The sequence below is a fragment of the Streptomyces erythrochromogenes genome (assembly GCF_040684695.1).
Taxonomy (GTDB): Bacteria; Actinomycetota; Actinomycetes; order Streptomycetales; family Streptomycetaceae; genus Streptomyces; species Streptomyces erythrochromogenes_C.
The window spans coordinates 274533-301419 of sequence record NZ_JBFBGM010000002.1 but is presented as its reverse complement, the minus strand read 5'-3'; the positions used below and the strand labels follow the sequence as shown (position 1 = coordinate 301419).

23 protein-coding genes are annotated in these 26887 nt (G+C 71.8%); 16 read left to right on the top strand and 7 right to left on the bottom strand.

The genetic code is table 11. The features are described 5' to 3' along the window. Positions 1–32 precede the first annotated feature (32 nt). Positions 33–941, bottom strand: coding sequence for a Yip1 family protein (locus AB0O53_RS05360; protein WP_350990124.1), 909 nt, complete (start codon positions 939–941; stop codon positions 33–35). Positions 942–1230: 289 nt separating this feature from the next. On the opposite strand from AB0O53_RS05360, the gene AB0O53_RS05355 reads away from it, so the two are divergent. Next, entirely contained in the window at positions 1231–2046 is an 816-nt protein-coding gene (locus tag AB0O53_RS05355) for a hypothetical protein (protein WP_365193362.1), read from the top strand. A gap of 57 nt (positions 2047–2103) precedes the next feature. Here the strand turns inward: AB0O53_RS05355 and AB0O53_RS05350 are convergent, their stop codons facing one another. After that, positions 2104–4770, bottom strand: coding sequence for a (Fe-S)-binding protein (locus tag AB0O53_RS05350; protein WP_435886593.1), 2667 nt, complete (start codon positions 4768–4770; stop codon positions 2104–2106). 110 nt (positions 4771–4880) lie between these two features. After that, positions 4881–5417 carry a sugar transferase gene (locus AB0O53_RS05345; RefSeq protein WP_365193361.1) on the bottom strand — a complete coding sequence of 179 codons (537 nt, stop codon included), beginning with the start codon at positions 5415–5417 and terminating at the stop codon, positions 4881–4883. A 194-nt stretch (positions 5418–5611) separates the two neighbouring features. Between AB0O53_RS05345 and dnaK the strand changes: the two genes are divergently transcribed. Genes dnaK through AB0O53_RS05325 form a run of 4 tightly spaced genes read left to right on the top strand, consistent with a single transcriptional unit; the run spans position 5612 to position 9814 of the window. Next, positions 5612–7462, top strand: coding sequence for a molecular chaperone DnaK (gene dnaK / locus AB0O53_RS05340; RefSeq protein ID WP_350990118.1), 1851 nt, complete (start codon positions 5612–5614; stop codon positions 7460–7462). Then, positions 7462–8121, top strand: coding sequence for a nucleotide exchange factor GrpE (gene grpE / locus AB0O53_RS05335; protein ID WP_350990117.1), 660 nt, complete (start codon positions 7462–7464; stop codon positions 8119–8121). The genes dnaK and grpE overlap by 1 nt, the downstream gene beginning before the upstream one ends. 39 nt (positions 8122–8160) lie before the next feature. Continuing rightward, on the top strand, positions 8161–9342 hold the full coding sequence (gene dnaJ, locus AB0O53_RS05330; protein WP_350990115.1) for a molecular chaperone DnaJ: 1182 nt from the start codon (positions 8161–8163) through the stop codon (positions 9340–9342). Position 9343: 1 nt separating this feature from the next. Beyond that, complete coding sequence (locus AB0O53_RS05325) at positions 9344–9814, top strand: heat shock protein transcriptional repressor HspR (protein WP_030647935.1); 471 nt, start codon at positions 9344–9346, stop codon at positions 9812–9814. Between the two features lie 73 nt (positions 9815–9887). Here AB0O53_RS05325 and AB0O53_RS05320 read toward each other — a convergent pair whose 3' ends face one another. Then, positions 9888–10973, bottom strand: a complete 1086-nt coding sequence (locus AB0O53_RS05320; protein ID WP_365193358.1) for a helix-turn-helix transcriptional regulator — start codon at positions 10971–10973, stop codon at positions 9888–9890. Between the two features lie 356 nt (positions 10974–11329). Between AB0O53_RS05320 and AB0O53_RS05315 the strand changes: the two genes are divergently transcribed. Continuing rightward, on the top strand, positions 11330–11644 hold the full coding sequence (locus AB0O53_RS05315; RefSeq protein ID WP_030026718.1) for a Rieske (2Fe-2S) protein: 315 nt from the start codon (positions 11330–11332) through the stop codon (positions 11642–11644). A gap of 134 nt (positions 11645–11778) precedes the next feature. Here the strand turns inward: AB0O53_RS05315 and AB0O53_RS05310 are convergent, their stop codons facing one another. After that, positions 11779–12192, bottom strand: coding sequence for a pyridoxamine 5'-phosphate oxidase family protein (locus AB0O53_RS05310; protein WP_350990110.1), 414 nt, complete (start codon positions 12190–12192; stop codon positions 11779–11781). Between the two features lie 114 nt (positions 12193–12306). Here AB0O53_RS05310 and clpB point away from each other — a divergent pair, with 114 nt between their 5' ends. Beyond that, positions 12307–14907, top strand: coding sequence for an ATP-dependent chaperone ClpB (gene clpB, locus AB0O53_RS05305; RefSeq protein ID WP_365193356.1), 2601 nt, complete (start codon positions 12307–12309; stop codon positions 14905–14907). 158 nt (positions 14908–15065) lie between these two features. Next, on the top strand, positions 15066–15605 hold the full coding sequence (locus AB0O53_RS05300; RefSeq protein WP_350990106.1) for a YbjN domain-containing protein: 540 nt from the start codon (positions 15066–15068) through the stop codon (positions 15603–15605). A gap of 19 nt (positions 15606–15624) precedes the next feature. Here AB0O53_RS05300 and AB0O53_RS05295 read toward each other — a convergent pair whose 3' ends face one another. Next, the gene (locus AB0O53_RS05295) at positions 15625–16749 is read right to left on the bottom strand and encodes a hypothetical protein (protein WP_350990104.1); all 1125 of its coding nucleotides are present in this window, start codon (positions 16747–16749) and stop codon (positions 15625–15627) included. Between the two features lie 209 nt (positions 16750–16958). After that, a complete protein-coding gene (locus tag AB0O53_RS05290) occupies positions 16959–18149 on the bottom strand; it encodes a pyridoxal phosphate-dependent aminotransferase (protein ID WP_350990102.1) in 1191 nt (396 codons plus the stop codon). A gap of 692 nt (positions 18150–18841) precedes the next feature. Between AB0O53_RS05290 and AB0O53_RS05285 the strand changes: the two genes are divergently transcribed. The 8 genes from AB0O53_RS05285 to AB0O53_RS05250 all read left to right on the top strand — a co-directional run bounded on the left by AB0O53_RS05285 (position 18842) and on the right by AB0O53_RS05250 (position 26802). Next, complete coding sequence (locus AB0O53_RS05285) at positions 18842–19387, top strand: DUF2617 family protein (protein WP_350990101.1); 546 nt, start codon at positions 18842–18844, stop codon at positions 19385–19387. A 156-nt stretch (positions 19388–19543) separates the two neighbouring features. Beyond that, positions 19544–21187: a polyamine aminopropyltransferase gene (locus AB0O53_RS05280; protein WP_365193353.1), complete on the top strand. Its 1644-nt coding sequence runs from the start codon at positions 19544–19546 to the stop codon at positions 21185–21187. Between the two features lie 32 nt (positions 21188–21219). Continuing rightward, positions 21220–22050 carry an SRPBCC family protein gene (locus tag AB0O53_RS05275; RefSeq protein ID WP_365193351.1) on the top strand — a complete coding sequence of 277 codons (831 nt, stop codon included), beginning with the start codon at positions 21220–21222 and terminating at the stop codon, positions 22048–22050. Positions 22051–22135: 85 nt separating this feature from the next. Then, on the top strand, positions 22136–22918 hold the full coding sequence (locus AB0O53_RS05270; protein ID WP_365193349.1) for an aldose epimerase family protein: 783 nt from the start codon (positions 22136–22138) through the stop codon (positions 22916–22918). A gap of 21 nt (positions 22919–22939) precedes the next feature. After that, positions 22940–23479, top strand: coding sequence for an orotate phosphoribosyltransferase (gene pyrE, locus AB0O53_RS05265; protein ID WP_350990095.1), 540 nt, complete (start codon positions 22940–22942; stop codon positions 23477–23479). Positions 23480–23717: 238 nt separating this feature from the next. After that, complete coding sequence (gene fbaA / locus AB0O53_RS05260) at positions 23718–24740, top strand: class II fructose-bisphosphate aldolase (protein WP_350990093.1); 1023 nt, start codon at positions 23718–23720, stop codon at positions 24738–24740. Positions 24741–24944: 204 nt separating this feature from the next. Further along, the gene (locus tag AB0O53_RS05255) at positions 24945–25673 is read left to right on the top strand and encodes a ScbR family autoregulator-binding transcription factor (protein WP_365193346.1); all 729 of its coding nucleotides are present in this window, start codon (positions 24945–24947) and stop codon (positions 25671–25673) included. 715 nt (positions 25674–26388) lie between these two features. Beyond that, on the top strand, positions 26389–26802 hold the full coding sequence (locus tag AB0O53_RS05250) for a DUF3151 domain-containing protein (RefSeq protein ID WP_350990089.1): 414 nt from the start codon (positions 26389–26391) through the stop codon (positions 26800–26802). Positions 26803–26887 lie beyond the last annotated feature (85 nt).

Genomic DNA, 26887 nt, shown 5'->3' with positions numbered 1-26887 from the left:
GCCGGGGCCCCTCACGTGCGTGGTGCGGGTCCCTAGATCGTGCCCAGCTTGATGATCGACAGCAGGGCGATCAGCTGGATCGCGGAGGCGCCCAGCGCCTTCGGCCACGGCAGGTCGTGCGACTTGCTGATCAGCGAGGTGAAGAGCGCGCCCGCGGCGACCCAGGTGGCCCAGCCGAGCACCTGGACGATCATGTTGTCGCCGCCGAGGAACACGGCGAAGAGCAGGCGCGGGGCGTCCGTGATGGACATGACCAGCATCGACAGGCCCACCGTGGGCTGCCAGCTGCCGTCGCCGCCCATCTGGCGGGCCAGGGTGTGCGTGACCGCGCCCAGGAGCAGACCGCAGATGACGAAGGCCACGCCGGCGGACAGCACGATCGGGACGGCCTGCGACAGCGTCGCGTTGATCACGTCCTTGCGGGCGTCGTCGAGGCCGAAGACCGCGAGGAGGCCGTAGAGGAAGGTCACGATCAGCGCCGGACCCCAGACGGGGTAGTCGCGCATCTGGAGGAAGGTCTGGCCGGGCCGCGTCACGATGCCGCGGAGCAGTTCCTTCCACGGCAGCCGCGGCCCGGACGGCGCCGCCGCGGCAGCGCCCGCCTGGTACGTCGCGCCCTGGCCGTACGGGTCCTCGCCGACGGCGAAGACCTGCGTGTGCCCGGGGTTGTCGTTGGAGTAGTTGCCGCCGCCTCCGTGGCCGTACGGGGGCTGCTGCGCGTGCGGGTGCTGCTGCCCGTACGGGTCGAAGTACTCCGGCTCGCCGTGGCCCCCGGCGTTCGGCTGCGGCCACTGCTGCTGCGGTGGCGGGCCGCCGACGGGAGGGTAGGGCGGCTGGCCGTACGGCGGCGGTTGCTGCTGACCGTACGACTGCTGCTGCTGCGGGGGTTGTTGCGGGCGGCGGTTGTCGTTACGACCGCGTCCGATCCTGAATCCAGCCACGTGATCGAACGTACCTGGTCCGGCGGCCATCGGTGACCGGGCAGCCGGAACAGGCACCCTTTGCGGCTGACCTGTGACATCCCTTAGGGGATCCCCGGGGGGTTGTCCCCACCCCCGCCGCGCCGCCATCCAGTGTCCGGTTTACGTGGTTGTGTGGCGCTCTGCCGCTCTTCGTTACGTTCTCTACGGGATACCCACATATCGGGCCCGTAGCTTCGTCTCCGTCGCCTCCACCCACGACGAACGAGAACGAAGAACCAGACGTACGAGCACGAGGAAGAGTCCCACCATGCGCAGCACCCGCCGCACCACCCTCCGTACCGCCGCCGTCGTCGCCGGCGCGGCCACCGTCCTGGCCCTCCCGGTCGGGTCCGCCTTCGCCGACTCCCCGGCCGTGCCGGAGCCGAAGGTGCTGCCCGGCATCGAGCAGCCGCCGGTCAGGCCCTCGGTGGACACGCAGGACCGGCCGGCGCCGGGGGCCCGTTCCTTCGTCACCGCCGTGAAGCTGGCGGACGGGTCCGTCGCCAAGGTCTACAGGATCGGCAGGAGCCACTTCGAGGCCGACGTCTTCGCGGGCTCCGTCAAGCTGGACACCCTGGTCGGCCGGGGCGGGGCCGCCTCCTACGGGCGGAGCAACGGGCTGCACGTCGTGCTCCACCCGAACGGCACCGTGACGTCCTGGCTCGACGGGGCGCCGAAGCCGACGCCGACGCCGAAGCCCGCGGTGGAGAGTTCGGTGCGGGTCGCCCTGCCGGACGGGCGGATCGCCAAGCTGGTCGACGGCCCGCGCGGCAAGTACGTCGTGGTCTCCACGCCGAACGGCCACGTCCTGGGCACCGTAGACCTCAAGCGTCCGAGCGCGCAGAACGACGGCTGGACCTACGAGCTCGTCCGGGACGGCAAGCGCGTGAAGTTCGTCGTCATCGACGGCAAGGGCGGCGGGAACAGCTGGGTGTACGACTTCGACGGCCGGCTGATCGAGCGGTACACGGTCGACGCGCCGAAGCCGAGGAAGGACCACGTCCGGGTCGTCCCGAGCGGCGGCGGCACGGCCGCGGCGGGTCCGGCCGGGCTCGGCTTCGCCGTGGTGCCGGCCCGGGGCTGACCGCGAACGCCGGAACGGCCGGCCCCCGAGCGGGGACCGGCCGTTCCGTTGTGCTGCCTACCTGGCGCCCTCGGCCTTCGGCTCGGCCGTGTTCTCGGCCTCGTCCGCTGCCTTGGCCTCTGCCTTGGGCTCGTCCTCCGCCTTCGGCTCGTCCGCGGCGTCGGCTTCCTTCGCCGGCTCCTGCTCGGCTTCCGGCGCCGCGTCCGCCTTCACGTCCGCGGCTTCGGCCTCATCGGCCTCGGCCTCGGCAGCGACCTCGGCGGCGTCCGCTTCCGCGGCTTCCGCAGCCTCCGCCTCCGCCTTGGCCTTCGCCGCAGCTTCCGCCTCCGCCGCAGCTTCCGCCTCCGCCTTGGCCTTCGCCTCCGCCTTGGCCTTCGCCTCGGCCTCGGCCTTCGCCTTGGCCTCCTCGGCGGCCTTCGCCTTGGCCGCAGCCTCCGCCTCCGCCGCCGCGGCTGCCGCAGCGGCCTCCGCCTCGGCCTCGGCCGCCAGGGCGGCCAGTTCCTCCTCGGTCGGCCCCGGGGCCTTGACCGACTCCAGCAGCAGCTGGGCCACGTCCACGACCTGGACGGACTCCTTCGCCTGGCCCTCGTTCTTCTTGCCGTTGACCGAGTCGGTCAGCATGACCAGGCAGAACGGGCAGGCGGTGGAGACGATGTCGGGGTTCAGGGACAGGGCCTCGTCGACGCGCTCGTTGTTGATGCGCTTGCCGATCCGCTCCTCCATCCACATCCGCGCGCCACCGGCGCCACAGCAGAAGCCCCGCTCCTTGTGGCGGTGCATCTCCTGCTGGCGCAGGCCCGGCACGGCCGACATGATCTCGCGCGGCGGCGTGTAGACCTTGTTGTGGCGGCCCAGGTAGCACGGGTCGTGGTAGGTGATCAGACCGTCGACCGGCGTCACCGGCGTCAGCCGGCCCTCGTCGATCAGGTGCTGCAGCAGCTGCGTGTGGTGGATGACCTCGTACTCGCCGCCCAGCTGCGGGTACTCGTTCGCGATGGTGTTGAAGCAGTGCGGGCAGGTCGAGACGATCCGCTTCGCCGACTTCGGCTTCTTCGTCTCCGGGTCGTCGTCGTCCTCGCCGAACGCCATGTTCAGCATGGCCACGTTCTCCTGGCCCAGCTGCTGGAACAGCGGCTCGTTGCCCAGGCGGCGCGGCGAGTCACCGGTGCACTTCTCGTCGCCGCCCATGATCGCGAACTTGACGCCCGCGATGTTCAGCAGCTCCGCGAAGGCCTTCGTGGTCTTCTTGGCCCGGTCCTCCAGGGCGCCGGCGCAGCCGACCCAGTAGAGGTAGTCGAACTCGGAGAGGTCCTCCGCGTCCTTGCCGATGATCGGGACCTCGAAGTCCACCTCCTTGGTCCACTCGACGCGCTGCTTCTTCGCCAGGCCCCAGGGGTTGCCCTTCTTCTCCAGGTTCTTGAGCATCGTGCCCGCCTCGGACGGGAACGCGGACTCGATCATCACCTGGTAGCGGCGCATGTCGACGATGTGGTCGATGTGCTCGATGTCGACCGGGCACTGCTCCACGCACGCACCGCAGGTCGTGCAGGACCACAGCACGTCCGGGTCGATGACGCCGTTCTCCTCGACCGTGCCGATCAGCGGGCGCTCGGCCTCCGCGAGAGCGGTGGCCGGCACACCGGCGAGCTGCTCCTCGGAGGCCTTCTCCTCGCCCTCCATCGTCTTGCCGCCGCCGGCCAGCAGGTACGGGGCCTTGGCGTGCGCGTGGTCGCGCAGCGACATGATCAGCAGCTTCGGGGACAGCGGCTTGCCCGTGTTCCAGGCCGGGCACTGCGACTGGCAGCGGCCGCACTCGGTGCACGTGGAGAAGTCGAGGATGCCCTTCCAGGAGAACTGCTCGACCTGGGAGACGCCGAAGACGTCGTCCTCGCCCGGGTCCTCGAAGTCGATCTCCTTGCCGCCGCTTGTCATCGGCTGGAGCGCGCCCAGCGCGGTCGCGCCGTCGGCGTTCCGCTTGAACCAGATGTTCGGGAAGCCGAGGAAGCGGTGCCACGCGACACCCATGTTGGTGTTCAGGGAGACCACGATCATCCAGATCAGCGAGGTGCCGATCTTGATCATCGCGGTGAAGTAGATGGCGTTCTGCAGCGCGCTCGGCGAAAGCCCCTCGAAGGCCATGACCAGCGGGTACGAGATGAAGTACGCCGGCTCCCAGCCGTCCACGTGGTGGATGGCGCCCTCGAGGCCGCGCAGGCAGAGGATCGCGAGGCCGATGGTGAGGATGATGTACTCGACGAAGTACGCCTGCCAGGCCTTGGAGCCGGCGAAGCGCGACTTGCGGCCGGCCCGCGAGGGCAGGCTGAGCAGGCGGATCGCGATCAGCACCAGGATGCCGAGGACCGTCATCAGGCCGATGAACTCGATGTACAGCTCGAACGGCAGGAAGCCGCCCAGGACCGGAAGCGTCCAGTCGGCCTGGAAGAGCTGGCCGTAGGCCTGCGCCAGGGTCGGCGGGAGCGTCAGGAAGCCGATCGCGACGAACCAGTGCGCGAAGCCGACGATGCCCCAGCGGTTCATCCGGCTGTGGCCGAGGAACTCCCGGACGAGGGTCAGCGTTCGGGCCTTCGGGTCGTCCGTGCGGCTGCCGGCCGGTACGGGCTGACCGATCTTCACGAAGCGGTAGATCTGCGCCACGGCTCGTGCGAGCAGCGCGACGCCGACCACCGTCAGGACCAGCGACACGATGATCGCGGCGAGTTGCATGGGAGGGCTCCTCGGGCGGCACTTACTAAGCGGTAACTTATGAAGTCAAGGCTTGAGGTTACCCATTCCCGACGCCGCAATGTAGCTGAGCGTGCGGTGATCTGTGTCGCTCAGGCGAGCCTTTGTCGGTAGGCCGCCCGCGGGGTCTGGGCGAGGATCGCCAGGTCCATCCCGAGCCAGTGGTTCTCCACATAATGCCGGTCGAGAAGTTCCATCTCCTCCCAGGGGAGGTCGGAGCGCGCGCTCACCTGCCACAATCCGGTCATTCCGGGGCGTACGAGCAGGCGCTCCGGGTGGTCCGTGCGCGCCTGGGGGCGCGGGCCGACCAGCGACATCTCGCCGCGGACCACGTTCAGCAGCTGGGGGAGCCCGTCGAGCGCGCAGCGCTCCACCAGCGCGCCCGTCCGCCCCGGGCCGGCCGTGTCGAAGCGCCAGGTCCGGAAGGGCCGCCCGGCGAGGCCCGCCGCGGGCTGCCGTGCGAAGGGCCGCCCGCCCCGGGTCGCGTACAGCAGCGCGGTGACCGCCGCGAGCGGCAGGGCGAGCACGGCGAGCAGCACCACCGCCCCGACGAGGTCCAGCACCCGCTTCGCCGGCGGGACCGCGGGCATGCGGACCCGTGGCCGGGCGGCGGTGAGTGTGAGGGGCATGCCAGCACGCTCCCGCACGGCTCCGTCCGCCGTGCGGTGGCGCGCGGCCGGGTGCCCCGTTCGGCCGCTCCGCCGCAAGGTTGCGCGTAAGCGGCAGCTAAAGGTTGAGCCGACCCGACTCAGTTCTGTTGACGCATGCGCGGCGATGCGGCATGGTTGAGTCTGTTCCACTCAAGTCAGCTGGAGGAATCGAAATGGCACGTGCGGTCGGCATCGACCTGGGCACCACTAACTCCGTCGTCAGCGTTCTGGAAGGCGGCGAGCCCACCGTCATCACCAACGCCGAGGGCGCCAGGACCACGCCGTCCGTCGTCGCCTTCGCCAAGAACGGCGAGGTCCTCGTCGGCGAGGTGGCCAAGCGCCAGGCGGTCACCAACGTGGACCGGACCATCCGCTCCGTCAAGCGCCACATGGGCACTGACTGGAAGATCAACCTGGATGGCAAGGACTTCAACCCGCAGCAGATGAGCGCCTTCATCCTGCAGAAGCTGAAGCGCGACGCCGAGGCCTACCTGGGTGAGAAGGTCACGGACGCGGTCATCACCGTCCCGGCCTACTTCAACGACTCCGAGCGCCAGGCGACCAAGGAGGCTGGCGAGATCGCGGGCCTGAACGTCCTGCGCATCGTCAACGAGCCGACGGCCGCCGCCCTGGCCTACGGTCTCGACAAGGACGACCAGACCATTCTTGTCTTCGACCTCGGTGGCGGCACCTTCGACGTGTCGCTCCTGGAGATCGGCGACGGCGTCGTCGAGGTCAAGGCCACCAACGGTGACAACCACCTCGGTGGTGACGACTGGGACCAGCGCGTCGTCGACTACCTGGTGAAGCAGTTCGCCAACGGCCACGGCGTGGACCTGTCCAAGGACAAGATGGCCCTGCAGCGTCTGCGCGAGGCCGCCGAGAAGGCGAAGATCGAGCTGTCCTCCTCCACGGAGACCTCGATCAACCTGCCCTACATCACGGCTTCCGCCGAGGGCCCGCTGCACCTGGACGAGAAGCTCACGCGCGCCCAGTTCCAGCAGCTGACCGCGGACCTGCTCGACCGCTGCAAGACCCCGTTCCACAACGTCATCAAGGACGCCGGCATCCAGCTGTCCGAGATCGACCACGTGGTTCTGGTCGGCGGCTCCACCCGCATGCCGGCCGTCGCCGAGCTCGTCAAGGAGCTGACCGGCGGCCAGGACGCCAACAAGGGCGTCAACCCGGACGAGGTCGTCGCCATCGGCGCCACCCTCCAGGCCGGTGTCCTCAAGGGTGAGGTCAAGGACGTCCTGCTCCTCGACGTGACCCCGCTGTCCCTCGGCATCGAGACCAAGGGCGGCATCATGACCAAGCTCATCGAGCGCAACACCACGATCCCGACCAAGCGGTCCGAGATCTTCACGACGGCCGAGGACAACCAGCCGTCCGTGCAGATCCAGGTCTACCAGGGCGAGCGCGAGATCGCGGCGTACAACAAGAAGCTCGGCATGTTCGAGCTGACCGGCCTGCCGCCGGCCCCGCGTGGCGTCCCGCAGATCGAGGTCTCCTTCGACATCGACGCGAACGGCATCATGCACGTGACCGCGAAGGACCTCGGCACGGGCAAGGAGCAGAAGATGACCGTCACCGGCGGCTCTTCGCTCGGCAAGGACGAGGTCGACCGCATGCGCCAGGAGGCGGAGCAGTACGCGGACGAGGACCTGCGCCGCAAGGAGGCCGCCGAGTCCCGCAACCAGGGCGAGCAGCTCGTCTACCAGACGGAGAAGTTCGTCAAGGACAACGAGGACAAGGTCCCGGCCGAGGTCAAGACCGAGGTCGAGTCCGCCGTCGCCGAGCTGAAGGAGAAGCTCAAGGGCGAGGACACCGGCGAGATCCGCAGCGCGACCGAGAAGCTCGCCGCGGTCAGCCAGAAGCTCGGCCAGGCGATCTACGCCGACGCGCAGGCCGGCCAGGGCGCCGCGGGTGCCGCTGCCGGTGACGCGGGCCAGGCCAAGGCCGACGACGACGTCGTCGACGCCGAGATCGTCGACGACGAGAAGCCGAAGGGTGGCGCTGCCTGATGTCGGAGGAGACCCCGGGCTTCGACGAGAAGCCCGAAGTCCCCGCCGACGCCGCTCAGGACGACGCCGAGCCGAAGGCCGCCGACTCCGCCGACACGGCGGAGGGGGCGGCCCCGGCCGGGGACAGCGCACAGGACACCGCCCTGCTGGCGCAGCTGGACCAGGCCCGTACCGCGCTCGGCGAGCGCACCGCGGACCTCCAGCGGCTGCAGGCGGAGTACCAGAACTACCGCCGCCGGGTGGAGCGGGACCGGATCACCGTCAAGGAGATCGCGGTCGCGTCCCTCCTGACGGAGCTCCTGCCGACGCTCGACGACATCGGCCGGGCGCGGGAGCACGGCGAGCTGGTCGGCGGCTTCAAGTCGGTGGCCGAATCGCTGGAGACGGTCGCCGCCAAGATGGGCCTGCAGCAGTTCGGCAAGGAGGGCGAGCCCTTCGACCCGACGGTCCACGAGGCCCTGATGCACTCGTACGCGCCGGACGTCACCGAGACGACCTGCGTGGCGATCCTGCAGCCGGGGTACCGGATCGGCGAGCGTACGATCCGTCCCGCACGGGTCGCGGTGGCCGAGCCCCAGCCGGGCGCGGCCCCCAAGTCCGAGTCCGCGGAGGGCGACAAGCCGTCCGGCGAGGACACGGATGCAGCCGACAAGGGCTGACGCAGTACACGTAGAGGCACGGGAGGAGGGACACCGGGGATGAGCACGAAGGACTTCGTCGAGAAGGACTACTACAAGGTCCTCGGTGTCCCGAAGGACGCCACCGAGGCCGAGATCAAGAAGGCGTACCGCAAGCTCGCGCGCGAGTTCCACCCGGACGCCAACAAGGGCGACGCCTCGGCCGAGGAGCGCTTCAAGGAGATCTCCGAGGCGAACGACATCCTCGGGGACGCCAAGAAGCGCAAGGAGTACGACGAGGCGCGCGCCCTGTTCGGCAACGGCGGCTTCCGCCCCGGGCCGGGCGGTGGCGGCGGTTCGTTCAACTTCGACCTGGGCGACCTCTTCGGCGGCACCCAGCAGGGCGGCCAGGCCGGCGGCTTCGGCGGCGGCCTGGGCGACGTCTTCGGCGGCCTCTTCAACCGCGGCGCCGGCCCGGGTGCGGGCACCCGCACCCAGCCGCGCCGCGGCCAGGACGTCGAGTCGGAGGTCACCCTCTCCTTCACGGAGGCGGTGGACGGGGCCACGGTCCCGCTCCGGATGTCCTCGCAGGCTCCCTGCAAGGCCTGTTCGGGCACCGGCGACAAGAACGGCACCCCCCGGGTGTGCCCGACCTGCGTCGGCACCGGCCAGGTCTCGCGGGGCAGCGGCGGCGGCTTCTCGCTGACCGACCCGTGCGCGGACTGCAAGGGCCGCGGCCTGATCGCGGAGACCCCCTGCGACGTCTGCAAGGGCAGCGGCCGGGCCCGCAGCTCCCGCACCATGCAGGTCCGGATCCCGGCGGGCGTCTCCGACGGCCAGCGGATCCGGCTGCGCGGCAAGGGCGCTCCGGGCGAGCGGGGCGGTCCGGCCGGCGACCTCTACGTGGTCGTCCACGTCGGTACCCACCCGGTGTTCGGCCGCAAGGACGACAACCTCACGGTGACCGTCCCGGTGACGTTCGCGGAGGCGGCGCTGGGCGCCGACATCAAGGTTCCGACCTTGAACGGGCCGTCGGTGACGCTGAAACTGCCCCCGGGCACCCCGAACGGGCGTACGATGCGGGCCCGCGGCAAGGGGGCGGTCCGCAAGGACGGCACCCGCGGGGACCTTCTGGTCACCGTGGAAGTGGCCGTTCCGACCGAGCTGTCGGACAAGGCCCGCGAGGCGCTGGAGATGTACCGCGAGGCGACGGAGTCGCAGGACCCGCGCTCCGCGCTGTTCGAGTCCGCGAAGGGAGCATGACATGGACGGCCGCCGACGACAGTCTTCCCGTCTGGGAAGCGGTTACCAACTCACCGACGAGACCCCGGTCTACGTGATCTCGGTGGCCGCCCAGCTCTCGGGGCTGCACCCGCAGACCCTCCGCCAGTACGACCGCCTCGGCCTGGTCTCCCCGGACCGTACGGCCGGCCGCGGCCGGCGCTACTCGGCCCGCGACATCGAGCTGCTCCGCACGGTGCAGGCGCTGTCCCAGGACGAGGGCATCAACCTGGCGGGCATCAAGCGGATCATCGAGCTGGAGAACCAGGTGGCCGCGCTCCAGCAGCGCGTCGCCGAGCTCTCGGCCGCGGTGGACGGCGCGGCGGCCACCCTGCGGGCCCGCGAGGCCCAGGTGCACGCCTCCTACCGGCGCGACCTGGTCCCGTACCAGCCCCCGCAGCCGGGCAGCGCCCTGGTGGTCTGGCGCCCCAGCCCCAAGCGCCCGATGGACTGAGCGCGGCGCCCCGCGCCCGCACCTTCAGGCCCCGCCCTCCCAGGGCGGGGCCTGAAGGCTTTCCAGAGGCCTTCTAGAGGTCTTCCGGGTCCCGGTGCGGGTCGTGGCCCTGGTCCCGGTCCGGAAGGGCGTCCTCGCACTCCTGCGGGGCGGAGGGGCGGCCCAGGATGCCGGACTGGGCGATGAGGTAGCCGAGCTGGGCCCGGCTGCCGCTGCCGAGGGTGGTCGCCAGTTTGGCTATGTGGGCGCGGCAGGTGCGCACGTTCATCCCCAGGCGCCGGGCGATGGCCTCGTCCACGTGCCCCTCGATGAGGAGCTGGGCGATGGTGCGCTGCACGCCGGTGACGCCGCCGGGGGTGCTGCGGTACGTCACCTCCTCCGTGAGGGGCACGGCGCGGTGCCACAGCTGCTCGAACACCTTGATGAGGTAGTCGACGAGCCCGGGGTGGCGCAGCTCCAGCGCGACCCGGCGGTCGTCGCTCACGGGGATGAAGGCCACCGTGCGGTCGAAGATGATGAGGCGCTCTATCAGCTCTTCGAGCGTGCGGATCTCGACCTTGCCCGTGGAGATGCGGTCCACGTAGGCGAGGGTGCCCTGGCTGTGCCGCGCGGTGTGCTGGTACAGGGTCCGTATGCTGACCCCGCGGTCGATCAACGGCTGGTCGCGTTCCAGGGCCTGTGTGAGAGCCTCGGAGGGGCGTGCTCCGCCCGGCTGGACGGTCAGCACCTCGGTGTGGCATTCGGCCGTCGCGAGGTTCAGCGCTGCGTTGATCCTTTCGAAACCCTCCAGCACCGTGATGGCATGGGTGTCGGCCGGACTCTGTGCGCTGATGGCGAGGAAAGGCTCGAAAGTGTCGGTGAGATCTACAGCGCTGCGTCTGCGGTCCTGGATCTCGCGTTCAATCGGATGGAGCCGTTGCGCCAAAGCCACGGACGGCGGAACCGGCCGGAGTTGGTTCGCGTCATCCGGGTCGGGCTGCAGAAGGGCGAGTTCCAGCAGGCAGGGGGCGTTCTGGATCTCTCCCCGGGCGATCCGGCCGGTGCTCAGGGCAGCCGCGTAGAGCCGGGTCCCCTCGGCGCACATGGACGTGACGGGGTGGGGATGTGTCGCCATTGTCTGGTTTCGCGTCAAATCTCCACCCCCCAGGGTCCTGAACATGCAAGAACATGATGCATCGTCCCTGTGGCATTGACGTGCCTGAATGAGCCATCGTCTGTCACGCGGGGGAGAGGATTCCATCAAGTGAGGACGAAGCCGACCATGTACAAGAGAATGCTTCGCTCGGTGCTTGCCATAGGTTTCTCCGCCGTTGCGGTATTTGGGGCAGTCAGCGCCGTCGAAAGTGACGCGGGGAGCGCTAGGGACGGTCAGGGCACGAGCCTGACGAGCACGGAGTTCGACACCGGCTGGACCACGGCACCCGTGGGCAAGTACGCCGACACCGGCTGGACCGCCGCCGAGCTGGGCGGCAAGGACGACACCGGCTGGACCGAGGCTCCCGCAGGAGTGTCCGCATGACCCCCGACGACCGCGGCTTCCGCCGCGAGATGGCGTCCGCCTACCGATCGGGCTGGCAGTTCATCGACCTCGCCACGGCCATCCCCCACCCCGGCGACTCGTTGATGGTGACCCTGTTCGGCCAACCGATCGTCATCGTGCGCGAGGAGGACGAGGACGTACGTGCCTACCGGTGCCTGCGCCGCCCGCGCGGCGCGCCGCAGCCCGTCCGCTGCGAGGTGCGCTACGGAATGGTCTTCGTCAATCTCGACCAGCGGGACCACCAGCTCTTCGAACCCGACATCACCACCGCCACCCCCCGCAGTGCCTGACGCGATTCCCCCGTCGTTGCAGATCGCTCAGGCGCTACCCCCACACAACGGCGCCATCGTGGACCTGACCACGATGGCGCCGTTGTGATGCCCCCGTCCAGTGCGTGAACCGGACAAGATGAAGAATCAACGGCTCACGCGCGACCCATGGCCCGGTCCAGGGTGATCTCCACGACCACGCGGTCGGGATTGGGCGACGGCGTCCGCCCGTACCGCTCCGCGTAGCGCGCCACCGCGTCGGCGACCGACGCCTCGTCCGTGCGGACCACCGCGCGGCCCTCCAGCGTGGCCCAGCGGCGCCCCTCCATCTGGCAGACCGCGACCCGCGCCCCGCCCTCCTGCGCGGCCTGCGCCGCCAGGACGTTGCGGACCTTCTTGCTGTGCTTGTTGCTGATCACCCGGGCCAGGCCGGCCTCGGGGTCGTACGTCACGCCCACCGGCACCACGTGCGGGGTCCCGTCGGGGCGCGGGGTGGTCAGCGTGCAGACGTGCCGCTCCCGCCAGAAGGCGAGGTACTCGGGCGTCGGGTTGAGTACGTCATGGGACATGGCCCGAAGGGTACGGGCAAGCCGTCCCCTCAACTGCCTTGAGTGGAATAGACTCAACTTTGCATACGCTGACTCTGTCAGACCCTTTGCATCCCTCGGAGAGGAGAAGACGCAGTGGACGCCGAGCTGACCAACAAGAGCCGGGACGCGCTGAACGCGGCCACCGGCAGGGCCGTCAAGGAAGGCCACGCGGACCTGACCCCCGCACACCTGCTGCTGGCCCTGCTCGCCGGCGAGGACAACGAGAACGTGATCGACCTGCTGATCGCCACGGAGGCCGACCAGGCCGCCGTGCGCAGCGGCGCCGAACGCCTCCTCGCCGCGCTGCCCAGCGTCACCGGCTCCACGGTCGCGCCCCCGCAGCCCACCCGCGACCTGCTCGCCGTGCTCGCCGAGGCCGACAGCGAGGCGGGCAAGCTCGGCGACGAGTACCTCTCCACCGAACACCTGCTCATCGCCATCGCCGCCAAGGGCGGCGCGGCCGGTGAGGTCCTTTCCGACCAGGGCGCGACGGCGAAGAAGCTGCTGGACGCCTTCCAGAACGCACGAGGAGCACGGCGGGTGACCACCCCCGACCCGGAGGGCCAGTACAAGGCCCTGGAGAAGTTCGGCACCGACTTCACGGCGGCCGCGCGCGACGGCAAGCTCGACCCGGTCATCGGCCGCGACCACGAGATCCGGCGCGTCGTGCAGGTGCTCTCGCGCCGTACGAAGAACAACCCGGTGCTCATCGGCGAGCCCGGCGTCGGCAAGACGGCCGTCGTCGAGGGCCTGGCCCAGCGCATCGTCAAGGGCGACGTGCCCGAGTCCCTGAAGAACAAGCGGCTCGTCTCCCTCGACCTCGGCGCCATGGTGGCCGGCGCCAAGTACCGCGGCGAGTTCGAGGAGCGGCTCAAGACCGTCCTCGCGGAGATCAAGTCCAGCGAGGGCCAGATCATCACCTTCATCGACGAGCTGCACACGGTCGTCGGCGCGGGCGCCGGCGGCGACTCCGCGATGGACGCCGGCAACATGCTCAAGCCCATGCTGGCCCGCGGCGAGCTCCGCATGGTCGGCGCGACCACCCTCGACGAGTACCGCGAGCGCATCGAGAAGGACCCGGCGCTGGAGCGGCGCTTCCAGCAGGTGCTGGTCGCCGAGCCGTCCGTCGAGGACACCATCGCGATCCTGCGCGGGCTCAAGGGCCGCTACGAGGCCCATCACAAGGTCGTCATCAACGACAGCGCGCTGGTCGCCGCCGCGACCCTCTCCGACCGGTACATCACCTCCCGCTTCCTGCCGGACAAGGCCATCGACCTCGTCGACGAGGCCGCGTCCCGGCTGCGCATGGAGATCGACTCCTCGCCCGTCGAGATCGACGAGCTCCAGCGCTCGGTGGACCGCCTGCGGATGGAGGAGCTGGCGCTGAAGAACGAGTCCGACCCGGCCTCGCGCGAGCGCCTCGACAAGATCCGCAAGGACCTCGCCGACCGCGAGGAGGAACTGCGCGGCCTGACCGCCCGCTGGGAGAAGGAGAAGCAGTCCCTCAACCGGGTCGGCGAGCTCAAGGAGCGCCTGGACGACCTGCGCGGCCAGGCCGAGCGGGCCCAGCGCGACGGCGACTTCGACGCCGCCTCCAAGCTGCTCTACGGGGAGATCCCGGCCCTGGAGCGCGAGCTGGCCGAGGCCACCGAGGAGGAGGCAGAGGCCTCCAAGGCCGGCGCGTCGAAGGACACGATGGTCAAGGACGAGGTCGGCCCCGACGACATCGCCGACGTGGTGGGCGCCTGGACGGGCATCCCCGCCGGCCGCCTGCTGGAGGGCGAGACCCAGAAGCTGCTCCGCATGGAGGACGAGCTGGGCCGCCGCCTGATCGGCCAGACCGAGGCCGTGCGGGCCGTCTCCGACGCCGTGCGCCGCACCCGCGCCGGCATCGCCGACCCGGACCGGCCGACCGGCTCCTTCCTCTTCCTCGGCCCGACCGGCGTGGGCAAGACGGAGCTGGCCAAGGCGCTCGCCGACTTCCTCTTCGACGACGAGCGGGCCATGATCCGCATCGACATGTCGGAGTACTCCGAGAAGCACAGCGTGGCCCGGCTCGTCGGCGCCCCGCCCGGCTACGTCGGCTACGAGGAGGGCGGCCAGCTCACCGAGGCCGTCCGCCGCCGCCCGTACAGCGTGGTGCTCCTGGACGAGGTGGAGAAGGCCCACCCCGAGGTCTTCGACATCCTGCTCCAGGTCCTCGACGACGGCCGGCTCACGGACGGCCAGGGCCGCACCGTGGACTTCCGCAACACCATCCTGATCCTGACCTCGAACCTGGGCAGTCAGTTCCTGATGGACCCGGCGACCCCGCCCGAGCAGAAGAAGCAGCAGGTCCTGGACGTGGTCCGGGCCAGCTTCAAGCCGGAGTTCCTCAACCGCCTGGACGACCTGGTGGTCTTCTCCGCGCTGAGCCGGGAGGAGCTGGCGCACATCGCCGAGCTGCAGATCGGCCGCCTCGCCAAGCGGCTCGCCGACCGGCGCCTCACCCTGGACGTCACCCCCGAGGCCCTGGCCTGGGTCGCGGACCGGGGCAACGACCCCGCGTACGGCGCGCGGCCGCTGCGCCGCCTGATCCAGACGGCGATCGGCGACCGCCTGGCCAAGGAGATCCTCTCCGGCGAGGTCCGCGACGGCGACACCGTGCGGGTCGACGTGGCGGGCGAGGACCTGCTGGTGGGCAAACCGCTCTGACCTGGCATTCCACCGGTCCGGGCACCGGGCACCCCGCGTACGGGAACGTGCGCGGGGTGCACTCCTGTCCGCCCGCAGCGGATCCGTGACCGTCGGGCTGGACACGGGGTGGGCGGGATGGGGGAGGATGCAAGTATCCGCACGAAGGGAAGTACACGGTGAGCATCGACCCGGCCTCGATTCCGAACTTCGGAGGGCAGCAGCCCGATCCGCAGGCCACAGGACCGGCGGGCCCCGTCGTCCCCGACCAGGATCTGGTCAAGCAGCTGCTGGAGCAGATGGAGCTCAAGTACGTCGTCGACGACGAGGGTGACCTCGCGGCGCCGTGGGAGGAGTTCCGTACGTACTTCATGTTCCGCGGCGAGGCGGAGCAGCAGGTCTTCTCGGTGCGGACCTTCTACGACCGTCCGCACAAGATCGAGGAGAAGCCGCAGCTCCTCGAGTCGATCGACGACTGGAACCGTCGCACCCTGTGGCCGAAGGTCTACAGCCACACGCACGACGACGGCTCCGTCCGCCTGATCGGCGAGGCGCAGATGCTGATCGGCACCGGCGTCAACCTGGAGCACTTCGTGTCCTCCACGGTCAGCTGGGTCCGCGCCTCCATCGAGTTCGACAAGTGGCTCACGGAGCAGCTCGGACTGGAGAAGGACATCGACTCCACCGACGGCGAGGACGAGGACGGCGGGGACAACTGACCCCCCGCTCCCCCCGCTCTCACAGGGGCGTCCTGGCGTACACCAGGAGGTAGACCCCGTAGGCGTAACCGAGCCCGGCCAGCCCCGCGGTCACCACGACCGCGGAGCGCGGCCGGGCTCGTGCCATGACGGCGGCCAGCGGCAGCAGCAGCGGGAACGCCGGCAGCAGGAACCGCGGCTTGGACTCGAAGTAGCCCGCCCCGCCCACGGCGATCACCAGCAGGACCGCGGTGTAGACGAGCAGCGGCAGCGGCAACAGCGGCCGGTCGGCGAACAGCAGTACCGCCAGCAGCAGGGCCGTGCCCAGCAGGAGCGCCGACACGGCCGTGGTGAGTGCCACCGGTCCGCCGCCGAGCACCTCCCCGACCTTGGCCACGGTGGCCCGGCCGCCGTCGAAGCGGGAGCCCCACTGCCGCTGCACGGCGAAGTACCCGGTCACGTCGTCCCGGGCCGCCCCGACGGCCACCACGTACGCGAGCCAGCCCGCCGGCGCCAGCAGCCCGGCCGCCCACACCGCCGGCGCCCGGGATCTTCGTACGAGCAGCGCGTGCAGGGCCGTGACGGTCACGGCCGCGGCGACGGCGATCCCGGTGGGCCGGGTGAGGCCCGCGACCAGCGCCAGCGACGCGGCGAGCAGCCAGCGCTCGCGCAGCAGTGCGTACAGGGACCAGGAGGCGAGCGCGACGAGCAGCGGCTCGGTGTAGGCGAGGGTGAGCACCACGGCGTGCGGCACCGCCGCCCACAGCGCGACGAGCAGCAGCGCGACGCGCCGCCCGGCCACCAGCTCGCCGACCCGGTAGACGCCGACGGCGGCCACCGCGGCGGCCGTCCAGGAGACGAACAGCCCGCCCCACTCGCCGCCGCCGGCCAGCCGCACCAGCGCCGGGTACAGCGGGAAGAAGGCGTAGTCGCTCTGCACCAGCCCGGTGACGGGCCAGATCTGGGTGCGGCCGTAGCCGTGCCGGGCGATGGCGAGGTACCAGACGGAGTCCCAGGAGTGCCCGAGCACCCGTACGGGGCTGCGCCCGGCCCACCAGGCGGCGAGGGCCAGCACGGCGGCCCCGCCCACGCGGATCGCGGCGAACACGCCGAGTGCGAGCGCCGCCGTGGGCACACCGACGGCCCTGACGTCCCGCGGCCGCACGAAAACAGACGTACTGCCCGTCGCCGTCATCTACCCCCGTACCCCCGACTTCCCGCGCCGCGTGAGGAACGCCCGTCCGGACGAGGAGGGGCCTCGGGCACACTAAGCGCCACCGCCCCTCACCGGGCGTGAATGGCTTCGGAAGCTCCGGTGAAATCGCACACCCCGCGGGGCGCGGGCCCGCGCCCCGCGGCGGCCGGCGGTCCGGCTCAGAGCCGCCGCAGCCGCTCCGCGGCCTCTTGCAGGACCTCGGTCTTCTTGCAGAACGCCCAGCGGACCTGCGTGGCGCCGGCGGACTTGTCGTCGTAGAAGACCTGGTTCGGGATGGCGACGACCCCGCAGCGCTCGGGCAGGGCGCGGCAGAAGGCGAGGCCGTCCTTCTCGCCGAGGGGGGTGATGTCGGTGGTGATGAAGTAGGTGCCGCGCGGACGGAAGACCTGGAAGCCGGCCGCCGCGAGGCCGTCGGCGAGGATGTCGCGCTTGGCGGCGAGGTCGGCGCGGAGGGCGTCGTAGTAGGCGTCCGGCAGGTGCAGGGCCTCGGCGACGGCGTACTGGAAGGGGCCCGAGGAGACGTAGGTGAGGAACTGCTTCGCCGAGCGGACCGCCGAGACCAGCTCCGGCGAGGCGGTGATCCAGCCGACCTTCCAGCCCGTGAACGAGTAGGTCTTGCCCGCGCTGCTGATGGTGACCGTGCGCTCGCGCATGCCGGGGAAGCCGGCCAGGGGGGTGTGGGAGCCCTCGAATACCAGGTGCTCGTAGACCTCGTCGGTGACGACCAGCAGATCGCGCTCGACCGCCAGCGCGGCGATCGCCGCGAGCTCGTCGGCGGTGAGGACGGTGCCCGTCGGGTTGTGCGGGGTGTTCAGCAGGAGCAGCCGGGTGCGCGGGGTGACGGCGGCGCGCAGTTCGTCCAGGTCGAGGGCGAAGGCGTCGCCGTGCGGGCGCAGGGTGACGGGGACCCGGGTGGCCCCGGCCATCGCGATGCAGGCCGCGTAGGAGTCGTAGAACGGTTCGAGGGCGATGACCTCGTCGCCGGGCTCCAGGAGCGCGAGGAGGGAGGCGGCGATGGCCTCGGTGGCGCCCGCGGTGACCAGGACCTCGGTGTCGGGGTCGGGGGCGAGGCCGTAGAAGCGCTGCTGGTGCGCGGAGATCGCGGTGCGCAGCTCCGGGACGCCGGGCCCGGGCGGGTACTGGTTGCCCAGGCCCGTGAGGACCGCGCGGGAGGCCGCTTCGGCGATCTCGGCCGGACCGTCGGTGTCGGGGAAGCCCTGGCCGAGGTTGATCGACCCGGTGCGCGCGGCCAGGGCCGACATCTCCGCGAAGATCGTCGTGCCGAAGGCCGCCAGCCGGCGGTTCAGGAAGGGGCGGTCGCTGCCCACGGGTGCGCTCATGGGCGCCATCCTGCGGGCAACCTCTGGACTTGCTCAAGTGTGCTTTGGGCCGTGCGGGCCGTGGGAATTCCACCTGCACGCGGGACGCGGGGATCCCGCTCCCCGGGAGGACCGGGGTGTGAGAGGGGGCGGACATGGAGTTCTTGTTCGTAGTGCTCGGGGTCTGCGCGTTGCTCGTTTTCCTCATGAGCCGGCTCGTCCGCAAGCTGGCGGGGCGCGGTTCCCGTCCGAGCCGGACGCGCCGGGCGAGCCGGGGCGGGAGCAGCTGGTGGGCCGGTGACTCCGGCTCGTCGGGCTGCGGGTCGTCGTCCTCGTGCGGTTCCTCGTCCTCCTGCGGGGGCGGGGGATGCGGCGGCGGCAGCTGACACGGGGCGGCCGGCACGGGGCGGCCGACGCCGTCTGACGTGGGCGTCCGGGGGTCCGTTTCCCCTCGGGCGCCCCGCGCGTTGTCCATGCATCCCGACGCGCGGGACGCAACCTGTTGAACACGTGAACTGCCGGGCCCCCGGGGGGATGTAAACCCCGTCAAGTTGGGTAAAAACGCTGTGAGTGCCGTGCCTTTCATGATTCCCTCGGTTGAGTAGACCAGTCCTCGGACCTCCCTGGACTTCCTGTGGACCCGTGCCGGTGTCCCCCCACCCGTGCTTGCTACCGCTGGCGGGCCCCGGCCCATCTCCCTCGCGCGTTTGCGGAGCCGACTCATGCTCACGACCCTCCAGACCTCCTACACCGACACGCGTGCCGCCGACCTCGCCTGGGCCCTGGGACGGGACCGGCTGCCCGCCCTGGCCGTACTGAACCTCGAACTTTCGGGTGCGAAGGTCGAGTTGCGCCTGCTCGGGGCCTCCCATCAGGTTCTGCTGGAGGAGCGGGACGTGCTCTGTTCGGAGACGGTCGCCTGCATGCCCGGGAGCAGTACGCCGCTGCCGCTCGGCGTGGCGAAGCGGGTGGGCGACTGGGAGTACGAGTTCGCCGCGCGGGTCGAGACCCTGTCCCGGGGATCCTTCGCCGGGCGGGCCCAGGAGCTGCTCGCACTGGTGGCCGACCACCCGAACGGACTAGCGGGGACGTTTCCGGGGAGCCCGCACGCCTTCACTGCCATGCTCGCCCAGCGGTACGAGGGCCAGGTGCGGTGGCGCACCTGGCACGCGTACCCGCAGGAAGGGCAGTTGGTGGCCACCCGCACGCGGGTCGGGGTGCGCATGGGCGCCGCGGCGCCCGCTCTGGAGACTCCCGCGCTCCTCTAGGCCGTACGGGGGCGCGTCGTTCGGGCCGTGCGTGGCCGATCGGGGCTCCGCGGTGCGGGGTGTGCCGTGCGGTTACGCCAACTGGCCCAATCGGTGCGCCACTTGCACCCATGTGGGTGACCGGATGCGAGTGGGCGGTGACGTACGGTTCGCTTCATGATCGACCGTTCCGTCCCGCGCCGGGTCCTCCCGGCCCCGGAGCCGGGAGGCGCCGCGACCGTTTCGGCCGCCCTGCCCGTACAGCCCCGGACGGGCCGACTCCTGGTCCTGGCCACCGTGTTCGTCTGCGCAGCCTGCGGGCTGGTGTACGAGCTGGAGCTCCTCGCCCTGGGCACGTACCTCATCGGCGACTCCGTCACCCAGGCGTCGGTCGTGCTGTCCGTCATGGTCTTCGCCATGGGCGTCGGCTCCCTGCTCGCCAAACGCCTGCGGCACCGGCCCGCCCTCGGCTTCGCCGCCATCGAGGCCGGGCTCGCCCTCCTCGGCGGCCTCTCCGCCATAGCGCTGTACGCGAGTTTCGCCTGGCTGGGGGAGTCCCGCCCGGCGCTCGTCGCGTTCTCCTTCGCCATCGGCATGCTCATCGGCGCGGAGATCCCGCTGCTGATGGTCCTCATCCAGCGCATCCGCAGACAGGACGCCGGCGGCGCCGTCGCCGACCTGTTCGCCGCCGACTACGTGGGCGCCCTCGTCGGCGGCCTCGCCTTCCCGTTCCTGCTGCTGCCGATGCTCGGCCAGCTCACCGGCGCGATGCTGACCGGCACCGTCAACGCCGTCGTCGGAGGCGGGCTGGTCCTGTGGCTCTTCCGGCACGACCTGAGCCGGCGCAGCCGCTGGCTGCTCATCGCCGCGAACCTGACCGTCCTCGTCGTGCTGGCCTCAGCGACCGTCCTCGCCGACGACTTCGAGCGGCTCGCCCGGCGCGCCGTCTACGGTTCCGAGGTGCGGGTCGCCGTCCAGACCGGGGTGCAGGAGCTGGTGCTCACCGGCCCCGCGACCGGCTCCCCGCGCTCCCTCGACCTGTACCTCGACGGACGGCTGCGGGTCAGCGGCTACGACGAGTACCGCTACCACGAGGCCCTGGTCCACCCCGCGATGACCGGCCCGCACGCCCGCGTCCTCGTCCTCGGCGGCGGTGACGGGCTCGCCGCGCGCGAGGTGCTCCGTTACCGGGACGTCGCCTCCGTCACCGTCGTCGAACTGGACCCGGGCGTGGTCCGCCTCGCCCGCACCGACCCCATGCTCTCCGCGCTCAACGCCGGGGTGTACGCCGACCCGCGCCTGGCCGTCGTCCACCAGGACGCCTTCCGCTGGCTGCGCGGGCCCGCCGCGAACGACCGCTTCGACGTGATCGTCTCCGACCTCCCCGATCCCGGCATCACCCCCAGCACGAAGCTGTACTCGCAGGAGTTCTACGGACTGGCCGCGCGGGCCCTGGCCCCCGGCGGCCGGATGGCCGTGCACGCCGGGCCGCTGTCCACGCGCCCGCGTACGTACTGGACCGTCGACTCCACGCTCCGCGCGGCCGGACTGCGCACCGCCCCCTACAGCGCGGGCGGCCGCCTGACGGGCTTCGCCGGCGGGCCCGACCGGTCCCCCCTCGGGGGCACGGGTGCGCCGCCGCAGGACTGGGGGTTCGTCCTGGCCGCCCGCGATCAGGAGCCCCGGCTGCACGTGGACCGTGGGACGCCCGCGCTGCGCTCGCTGTCGACCGGCTCCCTGCAGGACGCGGCACGCGATGCCGAACGCACCCGGGTGAGCGGACTTCCGCCCTCGACGCTGCCGCATCCGCGGTATTCGTGACCCGGTGCGGTCCAGGCCGTAGGCTCGATCGCATGGAGCATCAGGTGTTCGTCCCGGTACCGGCAGACGACCTCCGCGCCGTGCTGCGCGACCCCGCCAGGGTGGCCCGGTGCGTGCCGGGACTCCAGCAGGACGCCGACACGGGCGTCGGCCCGCTCTCCGGGCGGCTCAAGGTGCGGGCGGGCGGGACCACCGTGACCTACCGGGGCTCCGCGGCCGTCATCGAGCAGGGCCCGGACCACTTCACCTTCGAGGGTGAGGGCACGGAGGTGCGCGGCAGTGGCACCGTGAAGTTCTCCCTCGGCCTGCGTCTGGCCCCCGTACCGGGCGGGACCCGCCTGGACTTCACCGCGCGGGCCACCGCCGACGGGCGCGCCGCCTCCTTCGCCCCCGAGGCCGCGGCCGCGGCCCTGCGCAGGCTGCTCGACCGGGCCGCGGGCCAGCTGGCCGCGGGGTCCACGGTCAGCGACCCGGTCGCGGAGGCGGAAGCGGAGGCCGAGGAGGCCGACGGCCCGGCGGGGACGGAGGGCGAGGTCACCGAGGTCAGCGCCACGGTCTTCGAGACCGAGGTGCCACCGCCGTCCCTGGACCCCGCCGTGGACCCGTTCCTGGCCGGCGGATTCGAGGACCTCGGCGCGGCAGGAGCCCCACGGCCCCCCGCCGAGGCCGCCCACGCCCGCCGCACCATGATCGGCCGCAGCGCCGAGGAGGTGGACCACGCGCCCCCGCGCGGCCGGTACGCCCCGGTGCCCGCACCGACCGCCACCGCGACCGGCGACAGCCTGCGCTGGATCGCCCCGGCGGCCGCGCTCGCGCTCGCCTCGGCCGTCGTCATCGGCCGGGCCCTGCGCCGCCGCCGCTGACCTGCGGGCCTCGGACACCTCGATCCACCGCACCGGACGCCGGGACCCGGTAAACCTCTGCGGCCACAGCACTAGGGTCGACCGCATGAGTACGCAACTGAGCGCCGGCGGCACCGAGGTGACTGTCGACCAGGAGAACGGCTGCCGGATCAGCAGTCTGCGCATCGACGGCACCGAGCTGCTGCGCCAGGGGTCCCGGTACGGGTCCTTCCCCATGGTGCCGTGGTGCGGCCGGATGAAGGACGGCCGGTTCCACAACGGCGCGACCCTGCACCAGATGCCCCTCGACCACCCGCCGCACGCCCTCCACGGCTTCGGCCGTGACGCGTCGTGGCGGCCGGCCGGTGCCACCGCCACCGAGGCCGCCTTCACCTACGACCTCGCCGACCCGTGGCCGGTCCCCGGCCGGGTCACCCAGGTCGTCACCCTCGCCGAGGACTCCCTGACCCTCACCATGGGCGTCGAGACGTACGGGGACTCCTTCCCGGCCCAGGCCGGCTGGCACCCCTGGTTCCTGCGCAACCTCGGCGGCCGGGACGTGGAGGTCTCCTTCGACCCCGCCTGGCAGGAGGAGCGCGGAGCCGACCACCTCCCCACGGGCAACCGCATCGACCGGCAGACCGGCCCCTGGGACGACTGCTTCGGCATGCCCGACGGAGTCGACGTCACCCTCACCTGGCCCGGGGCCCTGGAGCTGCGCATCACCAGCAGGTCCGAATGGGTGGTCGTGTACGACGAGCAGGACGAGGCCGTCTGCGTCGAGCCGCAGTCCGGTCCGCCGAACGGGATCAACACCGCTCCGCGCCTGGTCACCCCCGTCGACCCGCTGGAGGTCTCCACGACCTGGACGTGGCGGCGGCTCGCCTAGCCCGCAACTAAGCTCGTCGGCATGAGTGACGTACGCGATGCGCTTCTGCAGCAGATCAAGGACAAGGCCGTCGTGCACGGCAAGGTGACCCTCTCCTCCGGCCGGGAGGCCGACTACTACATCGACCTCCGCCGGATCACCCTCGACGGCGAGGCGGCCCCGCTGGTCGGCCAGGTCATGCTCGACCTCACCGCCGAGCTCGACTTCGACTGCGTCGGTGGCCTGACCCTCGGCGCCGACCCGGTCGCCACCTCGATGCTGCACGCCTCCGCCGCGCGCGGACAGCGCCTGGACGCCTTCGTCGTCCGCAAGGCGCAGAAGGCGCACGGCATGCAGCGACGCATCGAGGGCACCGACGTGAAGGGCAAGCGCTGCCTGGTGGTCGAGGACACCTCGACCACCGGCGGATCCCCGCTGACCGCCGTCGAGGCCGTCCGCGAGGCCGGCGGCGAGGTCGTCGCCGTCGCCACGATCGTCGACCGCGGCGCGGCCGGGGCGATCGCCGAGGCGGGCCTGCCGTACCTCACCGGCTACCGCCTCGAGGACCTCGGCCTGTCCTGACCGGCCACTGCGACAACGGGCGACAAAGGTCCTCGGCTGCCCCTGCGGCGGGTCTGACCTGGCCTTTCCCTGCGGCCCGGGATGTTTCACGTGAAACATCCCGGGCCGTTCGCCCATCCGGTGACACCGGCGGGCTGGACCCTTGCGCGGAGTCTGGAAAGATAGGCGCGACGATGACGTCGCCCCCAGGTCAGGGCCCGCAATAAGCACACTCCCCGCACATCCAAGGAGCGGACAGATGCCCATCGCAACCCCCGAGGTCTACAACGAGATGCTCGACCGGGCGAAGGCAGGCAAGTTCGCCTACCCGGCCATCAACGTGACCTCGTCCCAGACCCTGCACGCAGCGCTGCGGGGCTTCGCGGAGGCCGAGAGCGACGGCATCATCCAGATCTCCACCGGTGGTGCGGAGTTCCTGGGTGGCCAGCACAACAAGGACATGGTCACCGGCGCGGTCGCCCTGGCGGAGTTCGCGCACATCGTCGCCGCCAAGTACGACATCACCGTCGCCCTGCACACCGACCACTGCCCCAAGGACAAGCTGGACGGCTACGTACGTCCGCTCCTGGACATCTCCGCCGAGCGCGTCGCCCGCGGTCTGAACCCGCTCTTCCAGTCGCACATGTGGGACGGCTCCGCCGAGACCCTGGCCGACAACCTGGCCATCGGCCAGGAGCTGCTCGCCAAGGCCGTCGCGGCGAAGATCATCCTTGAGGTCGAGATCACCCCGACCGGCGGCGAGGAGGACGGCGTCAGCCACGAGATCAACGACGAGCTCTACACCACCGTCGAGGACGCGATCCGCACCGCCGAGGCCCTGGGCCTGGGCGAGAAGGGCCGCTACCTGCTGGCCGCCTCCTTCGGCAACGTCCACGGTGTCTACAAGCCGGGCAACGTCGTCCTGCGCCCCGAGCTCCTCAAGGACCTCCAGGCCGGTGTCGCCGAGAAGTTCGGCAAGGTCTCGCCGTTCGACTTCGTCTTCCACGGCGGTTCGGGCTCGACGGCCGAGGAGATCGCCACCGCGCTGGAGAACGGCGTCGTGAAGATGAACCTGGACACCGACACCCAGTACGCCTTCACCCGGCCGGTCGTGGACCACATGTTCAGCAACTACGCCGGTGTGCTGAAGGTCGACGGCGAGGTCGGCACCAAGTCGAAGTACGACCCGCGCACCTGGGGCAAGGCCGCCGAGGCGGGCATGGCCGCGCGTGTCGTCGAGGCGTGCGCGAACCTGCGCTCCGCCGGCACCAAGATCAAGTAGCCGGTCGCGGCCGGAGCCACAGCCGCAGCCGCAGCCGCACCGGAGGGCCCGGCCCCCGTCCCAGGACGGAGGCCGGGCCCTCCGGCCTTCCCGGACGGGGGCTGGGGTGGGGGCGGGGCGGGGGCGTCGGTGGACGGTGGACGGTGGCTCCACGATGGTGTGAACTGCATCCTGCGTCGGGGGCGTGAAGGGGGACGGGGGCACATGAGGGCTGGACGACCGCAGGTGAAGCAGGACCGTGCGGTGCGCACCCGCCGGGCGATCCTGGAGGCCGCCGCGGTGGTGTTCGAGGACCGCGGGTACGACGCGGCGAAGCTGACGGACATCGTCAGGCTCGCCAAGGTCACCAAGGGCGCGCTCTACTTCCACTTCGAGTCGAAGGAGCACCTGGCGCAGGCCGTGATCGAGGCCCAGGTGAGCATGCACGCGCCGGTCGCCCCGCAGGAGTTCAAGGCTCAGGAGTTCGTCGACGTCGGCATGGTCTTCTCGCACCGTCTCCGGTACGACGTGCTGATGCGCGGCAGCGCGCGGCTCACCCTGGAGCACAACGGGCGGGAACTGGACCGGGCGGCGCCGTACCTGGGGTGGATCGAGCTGCACACCGAGCTGATGGCGCAGGCGCGGGAGCGCGGAGAACTGCTGCCGCACGTCGATCCGTCGGCGGCCGCGCGGCTCGTGGTCGGGGCCTTCGCCGGGCTCAACGTCATGTCCCAGACGCTCGGCCTCGACCTGGACCGGGAGGTCTCGGCGCTCTACGCGGCCGTGATGCCGGGCCTGGTGGTCCCGGCCGTCGCGGCGCGGCTCGACACCGCGCCGGGCCGCGGCGCCAGGGCGTTGCACGACCTGGACGAGGCCTGCCGGTGCGACCACCCCGTGCCGCAGCCCCCCATGACGCCACGTCTGCCCGCCGCGGCAACAGCCCCCACCCCCTGACACAGCCCCCGCCCCGGCAGCCCGCCCGGCGTCACCCGTCCCACCCGCAACACCCCAGCCTTCCCGGGCCCGCCGGCCCGCGGCCCGTCCGGCCCGCGGCCTTGCCGGCCTGCGGCTCTGGCCCGCCGGCCCGTCCGGCGCCCGGCGCCCCAGGGCGCGGCGGCCGAGCCCGCCCCCTGGCCCCGGCGGGACCCGTCCCGCACACAGCGCCCCAGGCTGCCCCGGCCCGTCCGGCCCGTCCGGCGTTCGGCGCCCCGGGCCCGGCGGCCCACCCCGCCCCGGCCCCGGTGGGACCCGCACGGCGGGCAGCGCCCCGGGCCCGCCGGCCCGTCCGGCGCCCCCGGCCTCGGCGGCCCACCCCGCCCCGGCCCCGGTGGGACCCGCACGGCGGGTAGCGCCCCGGGCCCGACGGCCCGTCCGGCGCCCCCGGGCGCGGCGGCCCACTCCGCCCCGGCCCCGGTGGGACCCGCACGGCGGGCAGCGCCCCGGGCCCGACGGCCCGTCCGGCGCCCCCGGGCGCGGCGGCCCACTCCGCCCCGGAGCCGGTGGGACCCGCACGGCGGGTAGCGCCCCGGGCCCGACGGCCGACCCGGCCTGCGGTCCCTGGCCCGGATCCGTCCGGCGCTCGGCGCCCCCGGCCTCGGCGGCCCACCCGGCCCGGGGCTGCGGTTGTGCCGCCGGTTTTGCGGACCACCGCACCCGGCAGACTGGGGGCATGTCCATTCACCAGAACCTGCTCGGGGGCCCCGCCCCCACCCACCTCCCCGACGAGCCGGGCCGCGCGGCCATCGCCGCCGGCACCCCGGCCGTCGAGGTGGCCGCCGCGCACCCCACCTCCTCCCTCGCCTGGGCCGTCCTCGCCGACGAGGCCTTCGCCGCCGGCAGCACGGTCGAGTCGTACGCCTACGCCCGTACGGGCTACCACCGCGGGCTCGACGCGCTGCGCCGCGCCGGGTGGAAGGGCCACGGCCCGGTCCCGTGGGAGCACGAGCCGAACCGCGGTTTCCTGCGCGCGCTGAACGCCCTGGCCCGCGCGGCCGGCGCGATCGACGAGAAGGAGGAGTTCGAGCGCTGCACGACCTTCCTGCGCGACTCGTCCCCGACGGCGGCGGACACGCTGGGCGCCTGAGCCCGTACGGCGGGGAGTGACACGCGGACACGACGCGGACGCAACGCGGACAAAACGTGTGGTCTGTGTCACTCCCCGCTGGAGC